This window comes from Haloarcula sp. K1, from assembly GCF_001647155.1.
In the GTDB taxonomy this organism is placed as follows: domain Archaea; phylum Halobacteriota; class Halobacteria; order Halobacteriales; family Haloarculaceae; genus Haloarcula; species Haloarcula hispanica.
Genome location: NZ_LRHL01000043.1, coordinates 153594 through 166446, shown reverse-complemented (window position 1 = coordinate 166446; position 12853 = coordinate 153594). Strand labels below are relative to the sequence as shown.

The 12853-nt window shown below is 65.1% G+C and carries 13 protein-coding genes; 10 read left to right on the top strand and 3 right to left on the bottom strand.

Going from position 1 to position 12853, the window contains the following annotated elements; all coding sequences use genetic code 11:
• Positions 1–24 precede the first annotated feature (24 nt).
• Positions 25–228, top strand: a complete 204-nt coding sequence (locus AV929_RS21480; protein WP_023843459.1) for a hypothetical protein — start codon at positions 25–27, stop codon at positions 226–228.
• On the opposite strand, the gene AV929_RS14270 is transcribed toward AV929_RS21480, so the two are convergent.
• A complete protein-coding gene (locus AV929_RS14270) occupies positions 159–989 on the bottom strand; it encodes a TrkA family potassium uptake protein (RefSeq protein WP_230458901.1) in 831 nt (276 codons plus the stop codon). The two genes, AV929_RS21480 and AV929_RS14270, sit on opposite strands and share 70 nt — an antisense overlap.
• A gap of 399 nt (positions 990–1388) precedes the next feature.
• Between AV929_RS14270 and AV929_RS14265 the strand changes: the two genes are divergently transcribed.
• The 6 genes from AV929_RS14265 to AV929_RS14240 all read left to right on the top strand — a co-directional run bounded on the left by AV929_RS14265 (position 1389) and on the right by AV929_RS14240 (position 7168).
• Positions 1389–2126, top strand: a complete 738-nt coding sequence (locus tag AV929_RS14265; protein WP_014041636.1) for a molybdopterin-binding protein — start codon at positions 1389–1391, stop codon at positions 2124–2126.
• Between the two features lie 909 nt (positions 2127–3035).
• A complete protein-coding gene (hemB, locus tag AV929_RS14260; RefSeq protein ID WP_050037240.1) occupies positions 3036–4028 on the top strand; it encodes a porphobilinogen synthase in 993 nt (330 codons plus the stop codon).
• 170 nt (positions 4029–4198) lie between these two features.
• On the top strand, positions 4199–4912 hold the full coding sequence (locus AV929_RS14255) for a DUF4129 domain-containing protein (RefSeq protein ID WP_064288577.1): 714 nt from the start codon (positions 4199–4201) through the stop codon (positions 4910–4912).
• A complete protein-coding gene (locus AV929_RS14250; RefSeq protein WP_023843462.1) occupies positions 4909–5436 on the top strand; it encodes a hypothetical protein in 528 nt (175 codons plus the stop codon). Before AV929_RS14255 ends, AV929_RS14250 begins: the two co-directional genes overlap by 4 nt.
• On the top strand, positions 5433–6689 hold the full coding sequence (locus AV929_RS14245) for a DUF58 domain-containing protein (RefSeq protein ID WP_050037242.1): 1257 nt from the start codon (positions 5433–5435) through the stop codon (positions 6687–6689). Before AV929_RS14250 ends, AV929_RS14245 begins: the two co-directional genes overlap by 4 nt.
• Positions 6686–7168: a hypothetical protein gene (locus tag AV929_RS14240; protein ID WP_050037243.1), complete on the top strand. Its 483-nt coding sequence runs from the start codon at positions 6686–6688 to the stop codon at positions 7166–7168. The genes AV929_RS14245 and AV929_RS14240 overlap by 4 nt, the downstream gene beginning before the upstream one ends.
• Positions 7169–7191: 23 nt before the next feature.
• On the opposite strand, the gene AV929_RS14235 is transcribed toward AV929_RS14240, so the two are convergent.
• Together AV929_RS14235 and AV929_RS14230 are read right to left on the bottom strand one after the other, a co-directional pair.
• On the bottom strand, positions 7192–8538 hold the full coding sequence (locus AV929_RS14235) for an ATP-binding protein (protein ID WP_064288576.1): 1347 nt from the start codon (positions 8536–8538) through the stop codon (positions 7192–7194).
• Positions 8538–10148 carry a methyl-accepting chemotaxis protein gene (locus AV929_RS14230; RefSeq protein WP_064288575.1) on the bottom strand — a complete coding sequence of 537 codons (1611 nt, stop codon included), beginning with the start codon at positions 10146–10148 and terminating at the stop codon, positions 8538–8540. Before AV929_RS14230 ends, AV929_RS14235 begins: the two co-directional genes overlap by 1 nt.
• A 464-nt stretch (positions 10149–10612) precedes the next feature.
• Between AV929_RS14230 and AV929_RS14225 the strand changes: the two genes are divergently transcribed.
• Genes AV929_RS14225 through lrp form a run of 3 tightly spaced genes read left to right on the top strand, consistent with a single transcriptional unit; the run spans position 10613 to position 12767 of the window.
• Positions 10613–11941, top strand: coding sequence for an ammonium transporter (locus AV929_RS14225; RefSeq protein WP_064288574.1), 1329 nt, complete (start codon positions 10613–10615; stop codon positions 11939–11941).
• Entirely contained in the window at positions 11934–12299 is a 366-nt protein-coding gene (locus AV929_RS14220) for a P-II family nitrogen regulator (protein WP_004517663.1), read from the top strand. The genes AV929_RS14225 and AV929_RS14220 overlap by 8 nt, the downstream gene beginning before the upstream one ends.
• Before the next feature lie 9 nt (positions 12300–12308).
• Positions 12309–12767: an HTH-type transcriptional regulator Lrp gene (gene lrp, locus AV929_RS14215; RefSeq protein ID WP_014041645.1), complete on the top strand. Its 459-nt coding sequence runs from the start codon at positions 12309–12311 to the stop codon at positions 12765–12767.
• Positions 12768–12853: the final 86 nt, after the last annotated feature.

Below are 12853 nucleotides of genomic sequence, written 5' to 3'. Positions count from 1 at the left end.
GTAGCTGAAACGAAAAGGCTCACCATGGCCCTCCTCCAGATACCGGGACTACCCGGCGCAACAGAACTTATCCTCATGGTACTCGTACTGGCGGTGTACATCGGACTACCAGCCGCTGGCATGGTACTCGTCTACAACTTTCTCGACGGTAAACGCGGCTACGAGAAGCGGGTTTCCGAACTCGAACGCCGGGTCGAGACACTGGAATCCGAACTATCCGAGGAATAACGCCTGAACCGCCGCCACAGCCGCTCACACACCTGTTTTCCGCTGACGACTTCGGGAATTATCACTTCATCCGCGCCCACGCGGCGGGCCACGGTCTCGTCCTGTCGGTCGCCGGCCCGAACGATGAGCTGGACAGTGGGCGCAAGCTGGCTCGCCAGCACCGCAATCTGAATATTTGCGTTCGTGTCATCAATCGCCCCGACGACCGTGTCGGCTCGCTTGATGCCCGCGTCCGTCAGCGCGTCCTCGCGGCTCGCGTCGGCCTCCAGCGCGAGATGGCCATCGTCGAGCGCCCGTTCGTACTGTTCTGTCTGTTTCTCGATGACGACCACCTGTGCGTCCGTGCCGCCTATCTGCTCCGCGACAGTCTGTCCGAACGTCCCGTAGCCACAGACGACGATGTGGTCGTCCAGTTCCTGAAGTCGTTGCGAAATCTGCATACGTGTAAGTTCCTGCTGAATCTGGCCGCCGAAGGCTGCCGACAGCACTGTTTCACCTATCCACAGTCCAGCGACGACGAGACCGGTCAGCACCACGATGGCGTAGCCTTTGACCAGCGTCGCGGGCCCCTCGTGGGTCTGGAAGTGGAGTTCGATGCTCGTGGGGTCAAGCAGCCAGAACAGGGCGTTGACGACGCCGACGCCACCGAACGTGACGAATCCGAACACACCGGCGGCGACGAGTCCAACGAACGCGAGAACCGGTCTGGAAAGCCGACGGAGCAGCGAGCGGTCCGGCCCTGTGCTATCGCTGTGTTCCATTGCTGTAGCTACCTGCCAAGAGTTGCCGTTACGACACACCGCGACGAGCCCGATAGCGCGACGACGCGGTGTGCTGCCAGCAGCGTCAGTCTGTCAGCGTTCCAGCGGATGTTGTGGACGCTTCGTCGACCGGGTCAGCGCTGTCGCGGTCCGTACTCGGCACGCGACTTCGGTTCGGGTACACCCGTTTGACGCAATCGGCACAATTGGTGACAAGTACCATGATTTTGAATTGCCGGACCCAGTATATGTATGTTACCGAAATATGGCTAGACTAGATATAATGTCATTATACACCATTCATATTCATTCGGTCCGTAGCGGGCCGACGACACCTGAGTCTGTGTCCACCTGCGTCCAGCCAAACGCTTAACGCCGCCAGACACTCACAGCGAGATGATGGAGGTCGCACTGCTCACCGTCGGTGACGAACTGCTCGCTGGCGACACGGAGAACACGAACGCGTCGTGGCTGGGCCGCCAGCTCACGGCCGCCGGCGCAAGCGTCACCCGAGTCCTGACTGTGCCCGACGACGAGGCGGTCATCGCCGACGCCGTGGCGCGGTATCACGACGCTTTCGACGCGGTCATCGTCACCGGTGGCATCGGCGGGACACCCGACGACATAACCAAAGCCGCCGTGGCGCGGGCGTTCGGCCGCGACCTCGTCGTTCCCGACGACGTGCGGGCACACCTCGAAGCGAAGGCCGAGCGGTTCGCTGATGACAACCCCGAGATGGTGGACCGCTACGACATGGACCTCGACCTCGATGCGTGGGCGTCGGTCCCCGAAGGTGGGCAGGCGCTGCTGACCGACGAGAGCTTCGCCGCCGGCTGTGTCATCGACCGCGTGTACGTCCTGCCGGGTATCCCCGAGGAACTGAAAGCGATGTACGAGACCGTTGCCGACGAGTTCGACGGCGACCGGACGACGGAGACAATTCACACGCCTGCACCCGAAGGCGCACTGGTCACCCACATCACGGCGGCCCGCGAGCAGTTCGCGGTTGCCGTCGGGAGCTATCCGCGCAAGGACGATGCGCCGGGACGGGTGAAGATTACCGGTGACGACCCGGCAACCGTTGCCGACGCGGCGGCGTGGCTCCGCGAGCGAATCGAGGTCGTCGACATCGAGTGAACTGCTTTCCGGAGATTCCCTCGAAGGCGTCACAGGCTCCTGCTATCTGGTGACTGTCCAGACCGGTGCACGAGGACCCAGTATCTGGTAGCTACTCCTGCGGGTACAGCTGAAGCGGCAATAGATGACACGTCATAAGATGGGATTTCCCACAAGGCATTTGTCAGTTATAAATTATTTCTCTGTATGTACGATCAAAGGGCTCTACTTCTCGCTATTGTCTGTAGCCTTGTGCTCACGGGATGTTCTACGCTTTCCGACGGCCCAGCAACCCCAGAATCGGCCGTAGACAGTGGTCAGGAAACCCCAACCATTGGCGCACAAATAAACGTCTCTGAAGCCAAAGAACGCGCACTAAACTCGGAAACGGACTATGTGACTGCTCGGCTTCAGAATGCGAGTTGTCTTGATAGCTGGGATGTCGGTTCATTCACTGTTGGTCCAAAGGTGACCGTCGTAAACCGATCAGATCGTGGTCTCACTGTTCGGGTTAGACGACCATATTCGACGGCAAAGGGCGAAGCAGTGTATGACGCTGAGCACTATGCCCGCTATCTCGTAACCAAAACAGGGACTGAAAGACTGTCCGGTGATACCGTCGCTCCTTGCTGAGTTGCGTATTCTGCACCTATTGGGCGTCAATGCTACCGGTAAGAAATGGATCGGGACAAGCCAGTGTGTGGATGGGAGAGCTTCGCTCAGATTCGTGTGCAGTGCGTGTCCTGACTGTCCAGACTAGCCGGAATATTCAGTTACAGCCTATAATACGGCCAGTTCACCGATGTATTCGTAAATCGGGCCCCGACGACAGAGCGACTACCCCGATATAGGCTTCCGTCTGTCAAAAAAGTGGTTGCGTTTAAGCACACAAACGGTGGGTTCATGCCGGCCACGGTCTGAAATGGCAGTATGAACCTGACACAGCGCCCGCGCCGCCTGCGAACCGACGGCGTGCGACCGCTGGTACGCGAAACGGAGCTCTCTGCGTCGGACCTCATCGCGCCGGTGTTCGTCGACGCGACGACCGACGAGCGAGTCCCAATCGAGACGATGCCGGGTCACGAACGGGTCCCGGTCGGCGAGGCGGTCGAGCGCGTCGAGGAGGTCCTCGAAACCGGCGTCGAAGCGGTGATGCTGTTCGGCGTCCCCGAGTCGAAAGACGAGCGCGGGAGCCGCGCCTGGGCCGAAGACGGCGTCGTGCAGGAAGCCACGCGCCGCATCACGAGTGAGACGGACGCCTACATCATCACGGACGTCTGTCTCTGTGAGTACACCGACCACGGCCACTGCGGTGTCCTCGAAGATGACGCTGCCGAGAACCCGCGGCTGACGGTACGTAACGACGAGACGCTCGATTTGCTGGGGAAAATCGCCGCGAGCCACGCCGCGGCCGGGGCCGACATGGTCGCCCCGTCGGGCATGATCGACGGGATGGTCGGGGCGATTCGGGAGGCGCTGGACGCCCAAGGCGACACCGACGTGCCCGTCATGAGCTACGCCGCGAAGTACGAGTCGGCCTTCTACGGCCCGTTCCGGGACGCCGCGGACGGCGCGCCGGCCTTCGGCGACCGGCGGCACTACCAGATGGACCCCGCGAACGCACGCGAGGCCAGCCGCGAGGTCGACCTCGACGTCGAGCAGGGCGCAGACGTGCTGATGGTCAAGCCCGCCCTGCCGTATCTGGACATCGTCAAGGAGATCCGGGAGTCTTACGACCACCCCGTCGCCGCCTACAACGTCTCCGGCGAGTACGCGATGCTCCACGCCGCCGCCGAGAAGGGCTGGCTCGACCTCGAAGCGGTCGCCTACGAGTCGTTGCTGTCCATCAAACGCGCCGGCGCGGACCTCATTCTGACCTACTTCGCCGAGGACCTCGCTGACGAACTCTATAGTAACAATTGAAACGATTTACACACTGATCGCACTGCAGTCGTGCGATCAGGTGTGCATTGATTTTCAATGGCTACTATAGGCGGGACCAGTCCCCGTGTGTACCCGTTCGAACCGCGCCCATGGGTTCCAGCGAACGGCAGGTCCCTAACCTATTCATGTGACAGGGGCGGAGTGGCCGTATGCAGCGACAGTCCCTCCTCGTGGCGGTTGTCGCCGCGATTGCGCTGCTGTCGTTCAGCGTCGGCGCCGCGAGCCTCGACGCCGCCACCGGGTCCGACCAGGCGGAGATGACCCGTGACGACAGCGAGATCGACAACCCCGACGGACAGGGCCTCAGCGACCCGCCGGGTAGCATCGACCCACCCGAAAGCGAAAACGGCGCTCGCGCGCTGCTGCCGAGTGTCCCCGCCCCGGCAGTCGGTGCGCTCGCCGTCGGCCTCGCAGTGGGTCTGGTCGTCCTCTGGCGGCTGGCCGGTCAGAGCCGGACCATCGACGAGACGGGCGGCGAAACGCCAGCCGTCGCAACAGCGGAGTCCGCGAAGGCCCCCTCGCATAGCGCGGCTGCAATCGACGTACCCCTGACTAACGACGTGTACCGCGCGTGGGCCGCCCTCGAAGATGCGGTGACCGTGGACGACGATGCATCGTCCCCGCAGGACATCGAGGCGGACGCGACGGCGGCCGGGGCCGACCCCGACGCCGTCGCCTCGCTCCGGTCGGTGTTCGAGCGGGTTCGCTACGGCCGGGAGCGGCCGGACGCTGACCTGGAGTCCCAAGCCCGTGCGGCGCTGGAACGGGCCGCCGACAACGCGGACGATATCGCGGCGAGCCCCGACGAGATGCCTTCTGCGGACAAAGACGCCGACGGGTCCGCCGGGGAGGGCAAGGCGTGACACTGCGCCGGCTCCCGTTGGCACTTGGCCTCGTCGCGACAGCCATCGGCCTCGGCCTCGCCGCGCTCGGCGCGCCGCTGTTGCCCTCGGGCGCTGTCTCGGATCTCCCGATACTCGCGGTGGCCGTCTTCGCTGGCGGTGTCGCGCTCCTCGCGCTCCTGGTTCGCTCCCTCGACAGCGAACGCGGGATGGCGCTGCCGGACACAGACAGCCAGTACGTCACGGTCCCCGGCGACGATATCGACGAGGCGCTTGCTGCTGGAGCCGGACAGGAAGCGATCCGGCGGCGCGTCGAGGGGGTCGCTGTCACCGTCCTCCAGCGCGACGGGCTCTCTCCCGACGAGGCAGCGGACGCGCTCCGGTCCGGCGCGTGGACGGACAGGGAGCCGGCTCGGAAACTGTTCGACGGGACACCGATATCGCTCCGGGCGCGGCTGTCCGGGTGGCTCTCGGGTATCCGTCCGTTCCAGCGGCGCGTCGCCCACGCGACGGCGGAACTCCGACGGCGCGACGAGGAGCGATGAGCGAGGTCCACCGCACCGGCCGCTGGTTCGGGCTGGCCGGGGCCGCACTGGTCGCCGTCGGCGTCGGACTGGTGGGGCAAGTCCCCGCGCTCGTGTTGCTGGGCGGGCTCGGCGTCACGCTGAGCGCGTACGACCGGGTCGCTGTCCCGCCAGCGGCGGACGTGTCGATACAGCGGTCCATCACACCGACAGAACCCGCACTCGGCGAGCGGGTCACCGTGGCGCTCACCGTCCGCAACGACGGATCACGGACGATTCCGGACCTCCGGCTCGCCGACGGCGTGCCGGATTCTGTCCGCGTCGTTGACGGGTCGGCGTCGCTGGGGACGGCGCTGCGGCCCGGCGCATCGACGACGATTACCTACGAGATTACTGGCGGGACCGACCGCTGCGTGTTCGACCCGGCGACGGTCGTCGTCAGGGACGTGGTCGGCGTCGTCGCCCGACGAACGTCCGTCACGACCGAACCCGACACCGTCACCTGGGAACAGCCGACCAGTTCGGCGCTGTTGCCGCTGGTCCCCGCAGTGGCCCGCCGACCCGGGACGGTACCCGTCGACGAGGGCGGCGAAGGGGTCTCCTTCTACGCGGTCAGGGAGCACCGGTCGAACGACCCGCTCTCCCGCGTCGACTGGAATCAGTACGCCCGCACCGGCGACCTGCGGACCGTCGAGTTCCGCCGCGAGCAATCCGCGACGGTCGTGGTGGTCGTCGACGCCAGAGCAGCCGCCGCGCTCGCGCCGCGTCCGGACGCCGAGACAGCCATCGAGCGGTCGACGATGGCTGCCGTCGCCCTCGTCGAGGGGCTCCCCGAGGACGGCCACGAGGTCGGCGTCGCGGCGTACTCGCCACACGGAGCGTGGCTCGCACCGGGCACGAGCGCCGCGCACCAGCAACAGGCCCGGGACCTGCTCAGGACCGACCGCGCGTTCGCCGCGACATCGGTCACCCGAACACCGGACACAACGAAGCTCATCGCACAACTGCCGACAGCGGCGAACGTCGTCTTCCTCGGGCCGCTGTGTGACGACGACAGCGAGGCGCTGGTCCGTCGACTCGCCGCCAGCGGCCACCCGGTGACGGTCCTGAGTCCCGACCCGACCGCGACGGACACGGCGGGCCACCGGCTGGCACGGCTCGAACGCCGTGAGCGGCTCCGTCGGTTGCGAGCCGCCGGCATCGCCGTCCACGACTGGCCCGCAACTGAGCCGCTGGAACAGGTAACCGAACGGGCCTGGCGGGGTGGCCAATGATACCGCGAACCGGAGCCGTCTGTGGCGGTGCGGCGCTGACGGCGGGCGTCGTGACGCTTTTCGTCGCCGGCATTAGCGCGGTCTCGACCGCTGCCGCCCTCGTCGGCGTTGTGCTGCTCGCCGGCGGGCAACTGATTCAGTCCGGCCGGCTCATCGACGTCGCCAGCGCGTCACTGTTCCTGGCGCTGCTGGTGGCCGCCCTTCAGGGGGCAACGACGACCACGGTGCTGGTCGCCGGCGGCGCGACGGTGCTGGCCTGGACGTTCGCACACGCGGCTATCGACCTCTACGCGGACCTCGGAACAGCGCCCGGAACGCCCGTGGAACTCACCCATGTCGCGGGAACGACAGGGCTTGTCGGGGCGAGCGTCGTGGTGACGACGCTGCTCTTTCAGCTCGACGTGCCGCCGCTGTCACCGCTGGCGCTGGCGAGCGTCGTGCTGGGCGCAATCGCGCTGACCGCGGCGCTCAGGCGCTAGCGTCACAGCGGACGGGACAGCGCTCACTTCCGCGTCGGTGTAACCTCGGATTCCGCGGTGTCAGCCAGTGTGAGAACGTCATCGGCATCGGAGAGCGGGAGCCTGAGCGAGACGGTCGTCCACCCGTCGGCTCGTTCGTACTCGATGCCGCCGCCGGCCGCCTCGGCGACCCACCGAGCGAGCCAGATACCGAGGCCGCTCCCGTGCTGGAGATTGGTGATATCCGCGTCCTCGAACACGACGGCCCGTTCGACGGCGGGGATACCGGGGCCGTCGTCGCGAACGCGGACGAACGCGTCTCCACCGGTCCGCTCGGCCGTAATTCGAACGGCTGTGCCCTCTGGTGTGTGGCTCACCGCGTTCTCGACGAGGTTGTCGAGCGCATCGTAGACGGCCGTCCCGCCGGTGACAGGGAGTGTCTCGGGGAGTGCTGTTTCGACCGGTGTATCGGGGCGATAACTGTCGGCGACGGACCGAGCCAGCGCCGCCGCGTCGACCGACTGATCGGATTCGCCGTCGAGCGCGGTCTCGACGCTTCGGGCCTTTTCGCTGACGGCGGCGAGGCGGTCGGCCGCATCGAGGGCGCGAGACGCGGCCAACGAGACGGACGAGTCAGCTGCGTGGGCTCGGACGTATTCAGCCGTCCCGAGCACGACAGAGAGTTCGTTGCGGAGATTGTGCCGCAGGACGCGGTGGAGAACGCGGAGTCGCCGCTTTTGCCGCCGGCTGTCAGTCACATCCGTGTACATCGCGAACCCGCAGCGACGGCCGTCGGTCGTGTCGTACGGGACGCCGCGGTAGATGAACTCGCGGCAGCCGTCGGCTGTTTTCCGGGAGACGACGGCGTAGTTGATTTCGCCCGAGGCCGTCCGCTGGTCGTAGTTAACCGCCTCTTCGACGCGGTCGCCGGGAACGATGTACTCGTTGAGCGGTTCGCCGACGATTTCCTCGCGGTCGTAGCCGAAGGTGTCGACGAACGCGGGGTTGACCGTGCGGACAATCGGGACGAAATTGACGATTTCGAAGCCGACGACCGCATCCTGAATGAGGTCGAACAAGTACTGGAACGGGTCGGCCGTCTCGGCCGTCCGACAGAGCGATCCGACGACAGACCCGTCGGTTGCCGTCGTGAGCTCAATCGTAACCGGACCGGAGAGGTCGCTTTGCGGGAGCCTGACCTGACAGGTTTCGGTCAGCCGGTCTGGCGCACTGTTGACGGCCTGTCTCGCTGTGGTCAGTGGCTCACGGTCCTCGGCTGCGACCACCGCCTCGACAGGTGTTCCAACAAGTTCGGCAGGCGTCCGCCCAAGCAATGCGGCGAATTCGTCCGTCGCGAACGTGAACCGACCAGTGTCGTCGATGCCGAACATCAGTCGTCTCGGACTCGGAGGAAGGGTGGGCTCGACAGCTGTGAGACCGGTTGTTTCTCACCCACAGTACCACGCGGCGAGGCCGTGAGCGTCAGGTACTCGCGGCCGTCAGTCCGTGCCAGCGTGAGTTCCTGGTCGGCAGCGCCCGAGTAGAACGCCCCGAGCGTGGCCGGGACCGCGTCGTCGTTGATGACGTTGACCACTGTGTCGTGAGGGGCGAAGACGCCGTCGTCGTTCTCGTACCGGGCTTCCCTGGCCGCCTGTTCGCCCATCATCCGTATCTCGCCCTGAATGTTTCCGACGATGACCAGCGGGGCGTCCCGTCTGGTGGCCGTCGTCTCGTTGGCGGCAGCCAGCGAGGTCCGTTCGAGGTCGAACACGTTGTACCGGGCGTCCCAGTTCCCGAACGCATCGAGGATGAACAGGGCGTCGTCATCAAGCGCGTCTTCGAGCGAGTGGTCGGTTGCTGCGAACGCAGCGGCAAGCGTCGACCGGTCGAGGGACGGGGGTGGCGTCAGCGAGACCGCCCGGCCGGCGGCGACGGCCGTCGCGCACAACTGAGCGATAGCGCCGTCGACCTGCGTTCCGTCAGAGTACCGGAAGACAGCCTGGCCCCCCATGACGAGCCCGCCGCCACAGAGGTCGTCGATACCGTCGATACCGGTCGAGACTGTCGGTGCGTCCGCCAGACGGTCCTGCCGGTCAGCCTCTGCAGCGGCGAGTACGTCGTCAATCTCGTCCAGCATCGCGGTCTGCTCGGAGCGGGCGGCGCGTATCTCCGAGAGGTCGTCTTCGATGGCGGCGGCGCGGTCCGAAACCGTCTCACACCGCTCGGCGACCGCTTCGCTCGTCGTCGCCTGCTCGTCGGTCGCCGCCGAGACAGACGCGATGCCGTCGGCCGTCTCCGCGACGGTATCGGCCACGTCGTCGAGCCGCGCCATCGCCGTGGTGACCTGCTCGGCCCCAGTGTCGATTCCGTCGATGGCCTCGTTGAGCTGTGCAACGGTGTCGTCTGTGGCTTCGCGAACCGCAGCCAGCGTCGTTTCGATTTCCGCAGCCTGCTGCTGGGACTCCTCGGCGAGCCCCTTGATTTCGTCTGCAACGACGGCGAACCCGTCTGTGTCGGTGGTGTCGCTCGCCCGCGCCGCCTCTATCGAGGCGTTCAGCGCGAGCATATTCGTCTGGTCGGCGATACGGTCGATGCCGGCCAGTGCATCGGCAATACGGTCGACCCGGTCCTCCAGGGCGGCCACCTCCGCGGCAACTGCCTGCCCCAGTTCGCGGACCTCGTCCATCGACTCGATGGCGTCGGATGCGGCCTCCCGGCCGTCGTTTGCCGCATCCGTCGCCCGCTGGCTCTGCTCGCTGACCTCGGTCGCGGTCGCAGCGATCTCCTCGATTGTGGCGGAAAGCGACGAGACGTCGTCGGCGATCTGCTGTGCGTCGGTCGCCTGTGCCGTTGCGCGGTCGTCAATCGCCGCGAGTTGCTCGCCGACGGTCGCCGACGCCGCCTGAACGACATCAAGTGCGCCCTGTGCGTTTGCGACCGCTCGCTCCTCTGTCACGGCCGTCGACTGGTCCGGAACGGAGGGATAGTGGTCTGAAGCCATAATCAGCTACTGTCCCTCCGATTCATAGTCGAGTTGTACAGTTTCTCGGGACGTTGTGCCACGAAACGCCACTGTTTTCCGGATATTTATACTGAATCAGAATCTGTATTCGCGAGATATAACCCTGTTGTCGCTGGCAACACCCGCCAGACGGGAGCGCGCGCAAGGGAAAACGGCCTATTTGGCCCCCTCTGGCCGGAACTGGGGGCAACAAACGTCCAAAATTCCAGTGTGCATATACGGACTTTCTTGACGGAGAACAACCTTATATCCATAATATCATACCCTAATCTGGACGGTCGTCTACCATATCCCCTCTAATTTCCGTGTTCATAAAGGCAAACCTTATGTAGTGTTGTTACCAGAGCCTTTCTCGTGAAAGAGTTGAAGAAGTTGAGGCAAAGTGGGGCAAAGTTGGACATCCAGACGCCTGCCGATACGAAAACGAAACAGGTGAGCTAGAAATGAGCTACACTGCACTACAGGTAGATCCGAGCGTACTCGCAGAGGGGGTTAACCTGCTGTGGGTACTGGTGGTATCGTTCCTGATTTTCTTCATGCACGCGGGCTTCGCCATGCTGGAGGCGGGCCAGGTGCGCTCGAAGAACGTCGCGAACCAGCTAACGAAGAACCTCCTGACCTGGTCGGTCGGCGTGACGGTGTTCTTCCTGATCGGGGCTGGGATCGAGTCCCTCGTGGGCGGGAGCGGCTTCTCGCCCGCCTTCGGCGCAGGGGCCGCAAATGACTACGTCGGCTGGCTGTTCGGTGCCGTCTTCGCGATGACGGCGGCGACCATCGTCTCCGGCGCGGTCGCTGGACGGGCCAAGCTCCGTGCGTACATCACGTACACGTTCCTGCTGGCGGCGGTCATCTACCCAGTCGTCACCGGGATCACGTGGGCCGGCGCGTACATCAGCTTCGGCGGCGAGGCGTTCCACGACTTCGCCGGCGGGATGATCGTCCACGGCATGGGCGGCATCGCGGGCCTCACGGCGGCGTACGTCCTCGGCCCACGCATGGGCCGGTACAACGAGGACGGCTCCGCGAACGTCATTCCGGGCCACTCCCTGACGTTCGCCGTTCTGGGAACGCTCATCCTCGCGTTCGGCTGGTACGGCTTCAACGTCGGGACGGCGGCGACCGTCTTCGTCGTTGAGGACGGATCGCTCGCCCTCGGCGCGTTCGCGACGGTCGGCCGCGTCGCGATGACGACGACCATCGCGATGGCCTGCGGTGCGATGGGTGCCGGACTGGTCGCGTGGCTGAAGACCGGGAAGGTCGACACCCTGTACGTGGCAAACGGGCTGCTCGCCGGGCTGGTCGGCATCACGGCGATCCCCGACACCACGACGTGGTGGGGCGCAATCGTCGTCGGCGGCCTCGCGGGCGGACAGCTGCCGGTCGTGTTCAGCTTCATCGAGAACCGGATGAAAATCGACGACGTCTGTGCCGTCTTCCCGGTCCACGGGAGCGCCGGCGTGCTCGGCACGCTGCTGTTCCCGTTCGTCGCCACGTCCGGCACGGTCGGGTCGGTCGTTAACGCCTTTATCGCACAGCTGATCGGCGTCGCCGCCATCGCGGGCTGGACGATTGTCGCAACCGGGGTCGTCTGGTACGCCCTCAAGGCGGCCGGCCAGGCGCGGGTCACGCCCGAACACGAGCAGGAAGGGCTGGACGTCAGCGAACACGGCGTCGAGACCTACCCCGAGTTCGGTGGTGGCGAGAGCGTCGTCGCCGATGGTGGTAAAGTGAGCCCGAGCATGCGTACTGACGGAGGTTCCCAAGATGACTGACGAAACCGACGACTCTGAAATCAAGATGGTAGTCGCAATGGTTCGACCGGACAAACTCGGCGACGTGAAGAAGGCGCTCGCCGAGGTCGGCGCGCCCTCGCTGACAGTGACGAACGTCTCCGGTCGCGGCTCACAGCCCGCAAAGAAGGGGCAGTGGCGCGGCGAGGAGTACGTCGTCGACCTGCACCAGAAGGTCAAAGTCGAGACGGTGGTCGCGGACATCCCCGCGGAGGATGTCGTCGACGCCATCGCCGACGGTGCCCACACCGGCGAGAAAGGTGACGGCAAGATATTCGTCCTCCCCGTGGACAACGCCTACCAGGTCCGAACCGGTAAAGAAGGCCCAGAGGCAGTCTGAGCGGACGAAATGGTCGATGATACCGACAGACAGGTAGTGAACGCACTGCTTCAGGACGGCCGGGCGAGCGCCCGTGACGTCGCCGCCGCGACCGGTATCGCGGCGACCACGGTGTCTCGCCGGATGGACGACCTGGAGGCGACCGGTGTGATCGACGAATACACCGTCGACATCGATTACGGGGCGCTGGGCTACGACGTGACCGCCGTGTTCCAGCTCTCCGTCGAGGGCGACGGGCTCGGACGGGTGGTGGACCAGTTACGGGATCGACGCGAGATGATCGCGGTCTACGAAGTGACCGGCGACCACGACATCGTGGCCGTCGGGAAGTTCACCGACACGCAGTCGATGAACGAGCGGATAAAGACGCTGCTGACCGACGAGGATATCCGATCTGCCTCGACGTCAGTCGTACTGAATACGGTGTGCGAACACGAGCAGTTCCCGGTCGACGGAACTGACGCCTGAGGACGACGCCTGTTTTCCGACTGGCAACCACAGCAGTGAGTAGCGTCCCGTATCGGTTTGGAGACCTATTGAGCGATGAAGGAAGG